This window comes from Legionella sp. PC1000, assembly GCF_014109805.1.
Taxonomy (GTDB): domain Bacteria; phylum Pseudomonadota; class Gammaproteobacteria; order Legionellales; family Legionellaceae; genus Legionella; species Legionella resiliens.
In genome coordinates this window covers 920,671-933,141 of record NZ_CP059400.1, presented here as the reverse complement: position 1 = coordinate 933,141, position 12,471 = coordinate 920,671, and the positions used below count along the sequence as shown (strand labels likewise).

The following is a 12,471-nucleotide window of genomic DNA, read 5'->3' as shown; positions in this document are numbered from 1 at the left end:
TATGAAGCATCAAACCCGAATCATACTGGCAGGCACACTAGGCAATTTAATAGAATCTTTTGATATGGCCATTTGCGGCCTACTCTCAGTCTACATTGCCAAATACCTAATTGGTGATGCTTCAAAGGGTTTATTTCTAGTATTTCTTACTTTCTTTGCTGGATATCTAGCCAGACCTATTGGGGCTATGATAATGGGCTTATTATCCGATATCTATGGCAGAAAAATTATCCTTGCAGCGTCCATCTTAACGATGGGCGTGTCAACAACCCTTATCGGGTTTATCCCCCCACACAGCACCATAGGTACTTTTTCTGTTATAACCTTATTAGTGTTAAGAGTTATTCAGAGCTTCTCCTGTGGTGCAGAATATCTAAATTCTTCAGCTTATCTGGTTGAAAATGCAGAAGCCTCCAAAAAAGGCTACTCGGGCAGCTGGGCTTCGTTTGGTGCCATGTCAGGAATGCTCGTAGCATCATTGGTAGCATTATTAGTTACTTATTTTACCAATCACTATCCTGAACACGATTGGCTAGTCTGGCGTGTACCTTTTGTCCTTGCACTACTAGGTTCTTCCATTGGCTTGTATATCCGGTTGTGTATTCCTGAGAGTATGGAGTACATCATGTACTATGCAGACAGGCCAAAACCTAAATTTAAGAGTCTACTTTCAGAATCAGTCAACTACATCAAGGACAATAAAATTCAATCTCTTTATGTATTTGTTTTAAGTTGCCTAGGAGTAACAACGACTTTCCAGATTTACATTTATGGTCCTATGCAAGCCCATTTATATAGTCATTTTCAGGATCATGAAATTATCCTATCAAATATACTTTCATTAATTGTTTTATTAGCTGTATTTCCTTTAGTTGGAAAACTATCTGATAAAATCAATCGAGAAAAAATTGTGATCTTTGCTAGTGTTGGTTTATTGATTCTTTCCCAGCCATTTTTTTATGTTTTATCGCACCATGATATTTATGAGCTCTTATTAGGACAAGCATTAATTGCAATTCCTGCTGGAGCTTATTATGCAACAGTACCGGTGATGTTAGCTGAAATGTTTCCGATTAAGTTACGATGCACTGTTTTATCAATTTTATATTCAACTGCTGCAAGTTTATCAGCTGGACTTGCTCCGTTAGTTTCTTTAATACTGGTTAAAAAAACAGGTATTGCATCATCGCCTTCTATATTAGTATTTACTTTGGTGGCTAGTGCTTTTATTACTATGTATGTGAAGCATTCTAATAATAGACAAAAATACTCTCAGTTACCTGCATAAAATAGTTTAACGATTACATATGCTAAATTTGCACACTCCCCCCATTATTTTTTATATTGGTACATTCATTGGTTAAAGCTGACAAAACCTATTATATTATTCAATCATCGCTTGGGTGGTGATATGAGCATGTTATAGATAAAATATACCCAAAATTAAGAGCCTACAAAGCCAAGACAGAGAGCACTGAATGAACTATATTCCAAGACGAATAGAAATTATTGATGATTCAGACAAGAAAAAAATTTGCTCTGATGCGGATTTTTTTGCTATGGATGGTCCTTTAATCCTACTAGGTGAGCCTGGCAGTGGGAAGTCTACTCTATTAAGAGAATTCAAAGAAAGAACAAATTCTATCTGTTATGATGCAGTATCCATAATGTTATCTCCAGCAATCGAAGCAGTTTCTAAGCCCTCTAAAATTATCATTGATGGAATTGATGAGGTAACAGTATATAAAAAAGAGCTTATATCCGATAATATTTTATCAAAAATCTCGCATCATCATAGCCCAAACTTTATATTGGCATGTCGCACTGCTGACTGGAAGGATGCGGTAAATAGTAAAATCATTCAAAACAGATGGAATAAAAAACCAATTCTTGGGCATTTATTATCCTTAAATGACCGAGAAATTATAGAGTTCATTAACAACGAAGGTAAAGAAATAGATGGTAACGACTTTTTTATAGAAGCTCAAAAACGAGGTGTTGTAGATTTACTAAGAAATCCTAATAATTTGTCATTATTTTTAAAAGCACATCAACAAAATGGTGGATGGCCGAGCTCTAAATTAGATTTGTATGAAAATGCTTGTTTGACTCTTCTTGAGGAACATAGTGAAATTCATGCATCTATTAAAACACCTCCAAATATCCATAAGCTAATTGAAACAGCTGGTTGTATTTGTGCTCAACTTTTGCTTTCAGGGAAAATAGGCGTATCTATTAATAATAAAGATTTATCTGCACCTAAAATTGAAGAATTTTTCGATGAGAATAGTTCTAATGAATTAATGCAACATATCTTATCAACAATGTTATTCCGTTCAGATTCTAATAATATTTTAGTGCCATGCCATAGAACAGTAGCAGAATTTTTAGCTGCAAAATGGCTCGGCAATAAGTTAAATAATAAATTATCTATACGACGTCTAGAAGCGTTGCTTTATGGTGATAGATATATAGTTCCTTCTGCTCTTAGAGGACTCCATGCTTGGCTTGCAGTTTTTTGTCAGCCAGAAAGGAATAGTTTTATTAACCGAGATCCTTACGGATTCTTAAAATATAGTGATCCCACAATTTTAACTACAGAACAGTTAAAATTTCTTCTGAAGTCTTTACAAAAAATTGCAAAGGACGATCCCTATTTCCGAGCCGAAGATTGGCATATCAGCGTGGGAGACGGTCTGTTAAGACCTGAGTTGCGAGACGATGTTTTAAGTATTTTACATACTAAAGATACGCCGTTTCAATTATCTTATTTAATTATTCAATCCATTGAACATACCGCATCTCCTAATTTTATTGATAGTATAAAAGATGAGCTCATATCTATTTTATTAGAACAAACTGTAACTCTTGTAGAAAGAGAAGCTGTTGTAACAGCTTTAAAAAAATGTACGATAGAACCCAATTGGATAATAATATCTGATAAATTACATCACCATGACGAAATTAATTCTCTATATCTCATTTTAGATATATTTAGAGTTGCTACCAAACTGTATAATTCAGACAAAATTTCAGAAATTTTCTTAGAAATATTAAAAAAATCAGCTGAAGATAAACAAATATCTTTGATAGCTTTAGGTTATAAATTATTCGAACAATTGTCTATTGAACAAATTGAAGGATGTATCCGATCTTTTCTGAAGGAATTAGGCTCAGCATCATCAGAAAAAAATGAAAAAATTCAAAACAAAATAAAGAGATTAGTATTACAGTTTACTCAAGAGAGAATGAAACGAATTTCTAAACCTGTACCTCAAGAATTATGGACTTGGTTAAGCATAATTGAAACAAATGCTTCTCGGCATCATAATGAGTATGATGAAATTACTAAATATTTATCTGAAAATACTGATTATCGTAGATCTCTTCAATCAGTTGCAATTAAAAGCTCAAAGCCAGATAAACTCTGGCTAATATTCTGTTTAAGTCATACATGGTTATGGGTAATAGAGGAAGACATAATATTTCATCTCGATAATATTATGGGACTGCATACGTCGGATAACGAATTAAAATGGAAAGAACTAGTTCGTTGGATATTTGCCTATCAGCCTTTTACTGGTGCTGCTTTGAAACATGCTCAGGATCAAGCCATTCTAAATATAAATTTAAAAAAACATATACATGATATAGAACTGCAAAGAGCTAATGGAAAAAAAGAAATTGAACAATATGAAAAAAAGCAAGCAGCTCATCGTAGTAGACAAAAGAAAAAAGTAATAGAAAGACACCAACAATATCATGAAATTAGAGATCAGTTAGTTTCAGGAAAACATATAAATGGCTTAAATCAAATAGCGAAAGCTTATTTAGGTTGGTTTAGTGATATTCAGGGAAATGAACCGAAAAAACGTGTAGTTGAACTTTTAGGTATAGAGCTCTTACCACTAGCAATAAATGGAATCTGTTCAGCTATTGAAGAAAATAACATACCAACCGTCCATGAGATAATAAAACTACGTATTAATCAAAACTTGATTTCCCCCTTTGAGGCTATTCTTTTAGCATACTGCGATATTATTTTATCTCGCAATGAAAAGTTAGACGAAATTCCATTAAATATTGCTCATTCAGCTCTAGCTGCTTGTCATTGGGGAGCTAGCTTCAAAAGCAATGATATATCCTCTTCTGTACAAAAAGAGCTTGAATTTATTCTTTTCAAAGACTCATTGTCAAAAGAAAATTTTATTTATGAAACGATAGAACCTTATTTATATTCTGAAGAAAGATATGTTCCTGGATTATATCGAATTCAAACTGACAGTTTATTCCAGGATATAGCAGGAAAAGTAGCTTTAAAATGGCTTAATAATTACCAAAAATTAGCTTATGATAGCTTGAAAACAGTCCTTACCATAGCTATTTGTTACTCACCTAATGATGTTATTAAGTTAATTCGAGAACAAATTAGTAAGCAAGAATTTGATAAATGCCCTCAACGGGATATTTGGATAAGCACTTGTTTTCTTCTGGACTTTGAATCTCATTTTGAAATACTCAATCAATATACTTCAGAAGATAAAATAAGTATTTGGGTATTAAGTGAGTTTATCTTCGTTGATAAGAAAATTTCAACTTATTGGCCAAAGATGAATGCACAGCAATTATATTTTTTTATTTTGAAATTTGGTTCAATATGGCCACCGGTGCCATACCCCACTGGCAGTTGGGAAGGAAATCAACATCCGTGGGATGCATCCAGACTTATTAAAGGATGTATAACTGAACTTTCTTTAATTACAACGCAAGAAGCACAAGATTTAATTTCTGATCTCATTAACAAAAACGATTTATGTCAATATTGCGATGAACTTAAACATGCGTTAACTGAGAATAAAAAGCATAAATCAGAAAGCTATAAAAAATATTTTTCATTACAAGATGTACAAAATATCTTACTGAGCAAAGAACCCACCGGACACAAGGATTTACAAGCCTGATCTTGCCTGGAAAAAACGGACACCTAACTAAGCTACCATTTTAATCTCAAATAACTCAGGAGATTTATACCCGATCATTGAGTGAAGTCGTTTCCGATTGTAGTATATTTCGATGTATTCAAACACATGATTTTTGGCAATTGCACGTGTTGCAAATTTCTCCCCATGAATCGCTTCTACTTTGAAACTATGATTCCAGCTTTCCATAGCAGCGTTATCATAACAATCACCACGCTTACTCATGCTGCACACAATACCATGCTGCGTTAAAAGTTGTTGATACTCGTAAGAGCAATATTGGCTTCCCCTGTCTGAATGTAGAACAAGTCCTTTAGTTGGTTTTCGACTCCATATAGCCATTTGAAGAGCATCAATTACTAATTCCTTTGTCATTCGCTCAGAAAGAGCCCATCCAACGATCTTGCGTGAATACAAATCCATAACAACTGCAAGGTAAAGCCATCCTTCCTCAGTCCAAATATAGGTGATGTCGCTCACCCATTTTTCATTAGGTTGATGTGCCAGGAAATTTTGCTGCAATAAATTCGGTGCGACAGGTAGTTGATGGCTACTATTGGTTGTCGCTTTGAATTTCTTCGCAGCACGTGCACGCCAGTCATTTGAACGCATGATTTTAGCCACTCGATGCCTACTCACTGGCTCGCCTTCATTGTTTAATCGTTTAGCAATCCTGACGGCTCCAGCGCGTGATTTTTCCTCATCAAAAATAGCTTTAATTTTCTTGGCTAATACTTGACTATTCATGTCGCGACGGGAGGGTTTTCGTTTCCGCCAATCATAATATCCGCTGACCGATACAGAAAGTAGGCGACACATTAAACGAAGGGAAAACTGACCTGAGTGCTCCTTAATCATGGCGTACCTCACTTTGATTCCTTCGCGAAGTACGCAGCCGCCTTTTTTAGAAACGCATTTTCTTCTGCTAACAGTGCATTTTCCCGCTTCAAACGAGCCATTTCTGCTTGCTGTAGCTTTTGATTTTCAAGAGAGTCTCCACCTTTTTTCTGTTGGGCTTTCCAGGAATAGAGTAAGGGTTCTGATAGACCAAGATCTTTTGCCACCTGACGAACTCCGTCTTGTGCTATTCGTTCAAGTGCCTGATCTTTAAATCGGGGACTATATTTTTTTCTGGCTAACTGCTTCTCTGGTTTATTATTGTTCATTATTCACCTCTGCCTTTGATTTTACTCTCTTAGCAGGGTGTCCGACAATTCAGGGCAAGATCAGCCTTACTAATTGACCAATTAGAAATATTACAGTTAAGACTCAAAGGTAGTGAAACAAGTGATTTTAAATTTTATTGGGATAACGAAAACCCACATAAAGAAAATTATTGTCGTGATCTAATAGCATCAGCACTAACACCGCATCTTGAAAAATATAATGCACGCGCGCACGTAGAGGGCGCTAGATCTGATGATAAACGATGTGATCTTCTTAGTACTTATAATTTATTAGATGTGCCAATAGAAATAAAAGGTCAATGGCATACTGATCTATGGTCTGCCGCAATAGATCAACTACAAAATTATTCAACAGATTATCATGCCAACGGATTTGGTGTTTATTTAGTATTATGGTTTGGAAATAAAACCACATCTAAACTCCCAAAAGCTTGGAAAAGAAAACGTCCTCAATCTCTACAAGAAATGAAAAATAAACTCAATGAATGTTATAAAGATATTTCTGATAAAACTAAAATATTTGTTCTTGATCTTTCAAAATAAGCTCTTGTGAAAACATTTACTCGTATTTTGTGTTGGCAATTATGCTCTTTTCAACTCGTTCACCTAATGGGTCATCTGTCAAACAAAGCAACCAAGAAGCCGCAACCTGCAATTCCTTAGACAAGCTCTTAGCCTCTTCCGGCCCAGGACTCCTGGTTCCCTGCTCCCAATTCCCAATCCTGGCAGCCCCAAATCCTGTCCTATCAGCCAAAACTTTAATCGTCAATCCATTCGCCCTTCTTGCCTGTGCAATCCTACTGCCAATAATTTTTTTCATGTTCATTTAGGTTCATTTGCTATCAAACGGAAATACCCCATTGACACTAAAAAGTGCTTATTTACAATGGGTTATCAACAACACACTTCGTGTTATTGATTGATACTAATTGAAATCATTTGATAGTGCAAGCGCTGTTTTTTGATGGTGCTTTTGAAGGGATGAAATAGAAAAATGGGATTTTTGTTTGTTAATACCGATGAATTATCAGCTCTGATGGGGTTACCTTATATCCAGCAATCAGCCTATTTGCTGGGGATTCGTCCGTATATGGACCGTAATACCTTTCTGGTAGGTGTTAAGCGTAAAATCAGCTATCAACAGCTTGCTGAAGCCCTCTATGTTGAACCCCACCAAGGTTTTGAACATTCAGGTAGCCCTAGTCGTCCGCAATTACGCCGTATCATCTATGCGCTTGAGCGCGCTGGGTTAGTGGAGATCAAATCTATTGGTAAACAACTCATTTTAAAATGCTTATTAGCCAATTCGGATTTGTCTGTTCAGAATAAACCCGACACAAACCCGACACTTCAACCCAGCACAAACCCGAACGATAAAAATAATATTAAATCATCAAGTTACGACAAAAAATATCAAAAACCCAACACAGCGCAAAACACAAAACCCGACACACCTCATAACTCCAAAGATCGTTTTATTTTTTTACAGCAGCAATTTGAAAAATTTTGGTCTCTTTATCCTTTAAAACAAGACCGAACTAAAGCCTGGCGTGAGTTTGGTTATCTGCAACCAGATGAACAGTTGATTGAACAAATACTAACAGGCTTGCAAGCCCAAATTAATAACCGTGAGGAAATGGAGTTTTTCGGCGAGTGGCTGCCGAACTGGAAATACCCAGCCACCTGGCTTTCACGCAAATGTTGGAACGATGAATTACTTACCTTAAAAACCCAAGAGGAGCAGCAAAATGAAGCCAATCAAGCGCGTTCTCGAAAAAAATCAGCAACAGATATCCTTACTGAATCCTGCAAAGATGCAAACTTCGATTTCGACTTTGATGAACCCCCAGAGTCAGGAAGCAATGTCCTCTCATTCGACAACTCCAGAGTACGATAAGAGAATGGATACACTGTTTATGCGCCTTGCAGCAATTTATGGCTATCTGTGGGTCTCAACTTACAGCAACACTAATTTTCTCGAGATCTCAAAACGTGAATGGTCAGAAGGCTTGAAAGAATTTGACAATCAAGTGTTGAAACTTGCTTTAGAACAAATAAAGAAAAAGCTGGCTGTTCCTCCTTGTCTGCCGATTTTTTATGAGTACTGCACCAACATCCAAAAAGGCATCCAAGCCCGTCAAGAAGTGTTAAAACAAAAAACTGAACCGCATATCCCTACCGATCCCAAAATCGTCCAACTTCATATCGACCAAATGAAAGACTACCTCTTCAAAGAAGCTAAGGAGAAAACATCATGCTAATTCTAATCCGTCGTATGGGCGAAGCAATTTACATTGATAAAGGCAGAATCAAAGTACTTCTTATCTCTGAAAAGGAAGGACTAATCAAATTAGGTATAGATGCTCCCAAACATATTGATGTTGAACGTAAAGAGGTCTTTATCCAAAAAGCAATGGAACAACATGCCCTGGCTCAAAAATTAAGGGATAAATCCACAGAATCAGGAGGCAATCATGCTTAGAAAATTTCTGCTTTGTAGTTTTGTTTTATGTAGCCTAAATGCTCAGGCAGCTAATATAACCCAAGTCGGTCGCTATGCCACGCTCAACAATCAACCTTTGGCAGCTCAGATAAATCCATTGAAAACTGTTCAACAGATTCATTTTCCTGCATCCATACAAACTATAGGAGAAGCAGTGAATTACTGGCTTCGTTATTCAGGGTATCACCTTGCTCCAAAAGAAAAACAAAGCGAAAGCCTACAACAAGTATTTCAACAACCACTACCACAGGTTAGTAGAAATTTAGGACCTTTAACGATTACCGATGGATTGACGGTATTGGTCGGTCAGCATCTATTCAATCTCAAGCAGGATGACCTGTTAAGAGAAATCAATTTTAGTCTGATAGCAAGGAGAGCAGGATGAAAAAGTATTTTGATGCCAAATGGCTTAGTCTTCTTTTGTTAAACGGATTGTTGGTCGTATTCATTTGTTTAAAAAGCCAACCCTCTATTGAGAACAATAAATTTAATACGCTGGATGAGCGATTAACCACTATACAAAAACAACTCAATCAACCTGTTGAACAACCGGATTTATCGCCTATTACCAAAAACATAAAACAATTGGGAGCGTTCATTCAACAAATACAAAATAAAGATGAACACCAATTAGGTGAAATGTTTACAACTGAACAAATCGCAATTAAGAAACAGCTTGAAGGCATTACTGATTTATTACGCCATCTGGATGAGAAAAAGCAACCTGTCAAAATGCTTCCTGCAAATCAACTACCGTTTAAAGTATTAAGCATAGACAGTATCCAAGAAGTTTCTGTTGCCTCTGTTTCCTACCACTACAAAACCCAAGCGTTGGAAAAAGGCGATTCCTTGGCAGGATGGACTGTCTTTGAGATCGACTTTGCGAAGCAAACCATAGAATTTGAAAATGCTGACAATGCGCATCTGCTGGTTCATCTAAGTCAACAAGAGGTGAGCCATGCTTAAGCTGTCCACACTGGCAATCGGGTTACTCCTGGGTCAACAGGCAATTGCCGGTTTGTATATCCCAGGTATTGCCACACCACCTATGCTCAGTGCTGATAATGCGTTGACGAAAGCAGGTCTGGCCGAATTTCATGATGAAGTTATTGAAGACAAAGATTTTCAACTTAACGACTTACAAAAACAGGAAGCCAAAGCATGGGGATTAAGTGAGGCAGAAGAAAAACGCTATCTGCAATTAATACAAAGCAGAAGTGGTATTTACTACAAAGACCTACGTATGACACCCGTTGATATTCTTGGACTAAATGCCAAGAATGACGCTGAACGAGCTCATTTCGCCGAACTTGCTGCCCTTCAAGAAGCCCAAAAGGTCGCGCAAAACATAGCCTGGAATAATGCCTTTTACAAAGCCTATAACCAACTGTTTAAAGATGTGCCTGTAGTCGGTGATTTTGATCCATCTCCTTACTCTCCCTATGCACATCAACCCATTCAATTAAAAGAAAGTGAAACGCTCTATTTCTTTATAAGAGCCGATGACGCTGTAACCACCATTGTACTGCAACTGGTCGATGCTATTAGCCGTACACCAAACACCAAGCTCAATCTTCTCTTTCTGGATATGGACAATAGCGCTATCCAACTTTGGGCTAACAGACATCAAATCCCTATCCATTTGGTGACCAGTCAACAAATCACCTTGAACCCAGGTAGCCAACAGTATGAGGGCTTAAAACTCGACAAGAAACAAACACCCTTGCTCTTACTGGCAAAAGGCAAAACTTCGCAAGTCGTCGATTTAGGGAGATTTTAATGATTAGGATTTTGCTCTTGCTGTTGGTCGCTTTAAATGTTCATAGCATGAATGTGATTCCTTTAACGCTGTCACAAAGTGATGCGTCATTAAGACTTAATCTGTCTAGCCCTATTGGCGTACCAGCAAAGAGCAAAGCCACTGTTGGCAAAGTAAGCCGCAAAAAATTGGATACCAATCTGTTAAACATGGCTCTATTTGTCATAGGCGCGGATAGAGAATCCATCAAATGGTTAGAACAACATCAAGAGCAATTAAAATCCATGCAAGCCACTGGGTTCATCACCAATGTGAATGACTTTGAAACCATTGTAGCTCTGCAAGAAAAGTTTAAATTGCCACTATTACCCGTCAATGTTGATCCATTGCTGAATTACATCCGTGAACAACATTACCCCTTAATCATTGCTGAGGGGGCTGTATGGCAGTAAAACAATATTCCAGACAAATGACTATGCAGCTGACTTTAGTTCTTTTCTTGGGTTGGTTAGCGTTGATTATCTGGGCTGTAAGTCAATGGATGCTTCATGGCTATCCATTTGCCTTTGATAAGGTCAATGTCCTTGTAAATACTCAACGAGAAGCCATCACCCCTGTTTATCAAGGTTCACTATTGGCAGCCCTACCCTTAGATGCCAAACCTAGCTGGACGCTGACTATTCCCTATTTAAACAAATTAGCGATTAATGAATTTGCAGCAGACTTACTCGAAAAATCACAACAGTTTTTCCAGCTGGTTTTATTAAGCAGTCAATGTCTATTAATCAAACTTATTATTTTATTCGCTGCCATGCCTTTATTTGCCCTGACTATGGTTGCAGGTCTAGTTGATGGTCTTAACCAAAGAGCAATACGCACCGCTTGCTTAGGCCGTGAATCCTCTTATTTATTCCACAGACTTAACCACTATTTAAAAAAGGGACTTGTGATTTTACTCATGCTCTGGCTTGCCCTGCCTGTCAGCATCACCCCTGCTTATGTCTTTGTTCCTATCAGTTTATTGATGGGATTAATGGTGGCCATGACGGCCAGTCGCTTTAAAAAGTATTTATAGGGAGAAACCATGAAACGATTGCTTTGTTTGACCTTAATGATGATAAGCCTACACAGCTGGGCGAATAACCCTGATTTAAATGAAACGCTGGTGCGCATCATTAACCAGATTAACGCCATCATGCCCCTGCTTGATGAAGCACAAACACAGATAACCCCCAATACCCGTATCCAATTACAAATTGAAGGATTTGAAGATGTCCAAGGCCAATATCATGCAGGTTTAAGAGAAGATTTACTGAATATTCGCAATGGCCTGATTGATTACATCAATCAACCAATCATTGCACCACGCAAGATCAAGGCCTTGGAAATGGACTTTGTGAGGAAACCCTAATGAGTAAAGACGAAATAGCCAGAATGTTTGCTACCACCTTTAAACAAGCAAGCAATAACATATCGGCACAAGTCTTTTCCGGCAGTATCCGCTTTATTGCCATAGCCCTGGTGATATTAGCGGTGATGTGGTCTGTCAACCACATGATGGACGCAGAGGAAAAACAACAACATGGATACTTACTGCGTCTGGGTTCTCGGCTCATCAGATTAGTGATTGGTCTGATGATCTTCATTTTAGTTTTATTTGTTAAGGAGACAACATGAAAACAATGCTTCGCTCAATCTGCCTTGGAGTAGTAAATATCTTATATGCCCCTGTGCTATTGGCAGATAACTGGTTCCCTAAAATTTCCGACGCGGACAACATCGGGGACGGCTCTAAAAGCATGATGACCGTGACAGGGAATTACGTCAAACAAGGTCTGGGTTTATTGCTCTTCATTACCGCTGTTGTGACCTTTATTAAATTCATTACCACGGTACAACACGGTATTGAAGAGTCTAAAAAGAACGAAGGATCCATGGTGGCCTTCGGTACTTTTGCCGTAATGGGCATCACCTATTTAGCCATTAGCATTGCTTCTGGTTATGTGGGTTACACCATGATTACCAAGTTCAAAATATAGGAGG

The 12,471-nt window shown here is 37.5% G+C and carries 16 protein-coding genes; 14 read left to right on the top strand and 2 right to left on the bottom strand.

Annotation, left to right across the window (positions count from 1 at the left end):
* Position 1 precedes the first annotated feature (1 nt).
* On the top strand, positions 2–1,288 hold the full coding sequence (locus FOLKNPGA_RS04100) for an MFS transporter (RefSeq protein ID WP_010652882.1): 1,287 nt from the start codon (positions 2–4) through the stop codon (positions 1,286–1,288).
* 190 nt (positions 1,289–1,478) lie between these two features.
* Entirely contained in the window at positions 1,479–4,961 is a 3,483-nt protein-coding gene (locus tag FOLKNPGA_RS04095) for an NACHT domain-containing NTPase (RefSeq protein WP_255466050.1), read from the top strand.
* A gap of 27 nt (positions 4,962–4,988) precedes the next feature.
* Here the strand turns inward: FOLKNPGA_RS04095 and FOLKNPGA_RS04090 are convergent.
* A protein-coding gene (locus FOLKNPGA_RS04090; protein ID WP_182350985.1) for an IS3 family transposase occupies positions 4,989–6,145 on the bottom strand; the annotation gives its coding sequence in 2 pieces (ribosomal slippage) (positions 4,989–5,896 and positions 5,896–6,145; 1,158 coding nt in all).
* Positions 6,146–6,442: 297 nt separating this feature from the next.
* Here FOLKNPGA_RS04090 and FOLKNPGA_RS18845 point away from each other — a divergent pair.
* Positions 6,443–6,709, top strand: coding sequence for a hypothetical protein (locus FOLKNPGA_RS18845; protein ID WP_255466049.1), 267 nt, complete (start codon positions 6,443–6,445; stop codon positions 6,707–6,709).
* Positions 6,710–6,725: 16 nt separating this feature from the next.
* On the opposite strand, the gene FOLKNPGA_RS04080 is transcribed toward FOLKNPGA_RS18845, so the two are convergent.
* The gene (locus FOLKNPGA_RS04080) at positions 6,726–6,992 is read right to left on the bottom strand and encodes a helix-turn-helix domain-containing protein (RefSeq protein ID WP_010652880.1); all 267 of its coding nucleotides are present in this window, start codon (positions 6,990–6,992) and stop codon (positions 6,726–6,728) included.
* A gap of 168 nt (positions 6,993–7,160) precedes the next feature.
* Between FOLKNPGA_RS04080 and FOLKNPGA_RS04075 the strand changes: the two genes are divergently transcribed.
* The 11 genes from FOLKNPGA_RS04075 to FOLKNPGA_RS04025 are packed head-to-tail and all read left to right on the top strand — an operon-like array spanning position 7,161 to position 12,467.
* On the top strand, positions 7,161–8,063 hold the full coding sequence (locus tag FOLKNPGA_RS04075) for a hypothetical protein (protein ID WP_010652879.1): 903 nt from the start codon (positions 7,161–7,163) through the stop codon (positions 8,061–8,063).
* A 4-nt stretch (positions 8,064–8,067) separates the two neighbouring features.
* Complete coding sequence (locus FOLKNPGA_RS04070) at positions 8,068–8,427, top strand: hypothetical protein (protein WP_050801619.1); 360 nt, start codon at positions 8,068–8,070, stop codon at positions 8,425–8,427.
* On the top strand, positions 8,421–8,648 hold the full coding sequence (locus FOLKNPGA_RS04065) for a carbon storage regulator (protein ID WP_010652877.1): 228 nt from the start codon (positions 8,421–8,423) through the stop codon (positions 8,646–8,648). The genes FOLKNPGA_RS04070 and FOLKNPGA_RS04065 overlap by 7 nt, the downstream gene beginning before the upstream one ends.
* Positions 8,641–9,054, top strand: coding sequence for a hypothetical protein (locus FOLKNPGA_RS04060; protein WP_010652876.1), 414 nt, complete (start codon positions 8,641–8,643; stop codon positions 9,052–9,054). The genes FOLKNPGA_RS04065 and FOLKNPGA_RS04060 overlap by 8 nt, the downstream gene beginning before the upstream one ends.
* The gene (locus FOLKNPGA_RS04055; RefSeq protein ID WP_010652875.1) at positions 9,051–9,635 is read left to right on the top strand and encodes a hypothetical protein; all 585 of its coding nucleotides are present in this window, start codon (positions 9,051–9,053) and stop codon (positions 9,633–9,635) included. Before FOLKNPGA_RS04060 ends, FOLKNPGA_RS04055 begins: the two co-directional genes overlap by 4 nt.
* Positions 9,628–10,449 carry a TIGR03759 family integrating conjugative element protein gene (locus tag FOLKNPGA_RS04050; protein ID WP_010652874.1) on the top strand — a complete coding sequence of 274 codons (822 nt, stop codon included), beginning with the start codon at positions 9,628–9,630 and terminating at the stop codon, positions 10,447–10,449. Before FOLKNPGA_RS04055 ends, FOLKNPGA_RS04050 begins: the two co-directional genes overlap by 8 nt.
* Entirely contained in the window at positions 10,449–10,880 is a 432-nt protein-coding gene (locus FOLKNPGA_RS04045; protein ID WP_010652873.1) for an integrating conjugative element protein, read from the top strand. The genes FOLKNPGA_RS04050 and FOLKNPGA_RS04045 overlap by 1 nt, the downstream gene beginning before the upstream one ends.
* Positions 10,871–11,503: a TIGR03747 family integrating conjugative element membrane protein gene (locus FOLKNPGA_RS04040; RefSeq protein WP_010652872.1), complete on the top strand. Its 633-nt coding sequence runs from the start codon at positions 10,871–10,873 to the stop codon at positions 11,501–11,503. Before FOLKNPGA_RS04045 ends, FOLKNPGA_RS04040 begins: the two co-directional genes overlap by 10 nt.
* A 9-nt stretch (positions 11,504–11,512) precedes the next feature.
* A complete protein-coding gene (locus FOLKNPGA_RS04035; protein ID WP_010652871.1) occupies positions 11,513–11,839 on the top strand; it encodes an RAQPRD family integrative conjugative element protein in 327 nt (108 codons plus the stop codon).
* Entirely contained in the window at positions 11,839–12,105 is a 267-nt protein-coding gene (locus tag FOLKNPGA_RS04030; protein WP_010652870.1) for a hypothetical protein, read from the top strand. Before FOLKNPGA_RS04035 ends, FOLKNPGA_RS04030 begins: the two co-directional genes overlap by 1 nt.
* Positions 12,102–12,467 (top strand): hypothetical protein, encoded by a 366-nt coding sequence (locus FOLKNPGA_RS04025; RefSeq protein WP_010652869.1) that lies wholly within the window; start codon positions 12,102–12,104, stop codon positions 12,465–12,467. Before FOLKNPGA_RS04030 ends, FOLKNPGA_RS04025 begins: the two co-directional genes overlap by 4 nt.
* The last annotated feature ends 4 nt before the right edge of the window (positions 12,468–12,471 follow it).

Coding starts and splice junctions, on each gene's coding strand:
- FOLKNPGA_RS04100 (WP_010652882.1), top strand. CDS start 2: ATGAAGCATCAAACCCGAATCATACTGGCAGGCACACTAGGCAATTTA.
- FOLKNPGA_RS04095 (WP_255466050.1), top strand. CDS start 1,479: ATGAACTATATTCCAAGACGAATAGAAATTATTGATGATTCAGACAAG.
- FOLKNPGA_RS04080 (WP_010652880.1), bottom strand. CDS start 6,992: ATGAACATGAAAAAAATTATTGGCAGTAGGATTGCACAGGCAAGAAGG.
- FOLKNPGA_RS04075 (WP_010652879.1), top strand. CDS start 7,161: ATGGGATTTTTGTTTGTTAATACCGATGAATTATCAGCTCTGATGGGG.
- FOLKNPGA_RS04070 (WP_050801619.1), top strand. CDS start 8,068: ATGGATACACTGTTTATGCGCCTTGCAGCAATTTATGGCTATCTGTGG.
- FOLKNPGA_RS04065 (WP_010652877.1), top strand. CDS start 8,421: ATGCTAATTCTAATCCGTCGTATGGGCGAAGCAATTTACATTGATAAA.
- FOLKNPGA_RS04060 (WP_010652876.1), top strand. CDS start 8,641: ATGCTTAGAAAATTTCTGCTTTGTAGTTTTGTTTTATGTAGCCTAAAT.
- FOLKNPGA_RS04055 (WP_010652875.1), top strand. CDS start 9,051: ATGAAAAAGTATTTTGATGCCAAATGGCTTAGTCTTCTTTTGTTAAAC.
- FOLKNPGA_RS04050 (WP_010652874.1), top strand. CDS start 9,628: ATGCTTAAGCTGTCCACACTGGCAATCGGGTTACTCCTGGGTCAACAG.
- FOLKNPGA_RS04045 (WP_010652873.1), top strand. CDS start 10,449: ATGATTAGGATTTTGCTCTTGCTGTTGGTCGCTTTAAATGTTCATAGC.
- FOLKNPGA_RS04040 (WP_010652872.1), top strand. CDS start 10,871: ATGGCAGTAAAACAATATTCCAGACAAATGACTATGCAGCTGACTTTA.
- FOLKNPGA_RS04035 (WP_010652871.1), top strand. CDS start 11,513: ATGAAACGATTGCTTTGTTTGACCTTAATGATGATAAGCCTACACAGC.
- FOLKNPGA_RS04030 (WP_010652870.1), top strand. CDS start 11,839: ATGAGTAAAGACGAAATAGCCAGAATGTTTGCTACCACCTTTAAACAA.
- FOLKNPGA_RS04025 (WP_010652869.1), top strand. CDS start 12,102: ATGAAAACAATGCTTCGCTCAATCTGCCTTGGAGTAGTAAATATCTTA.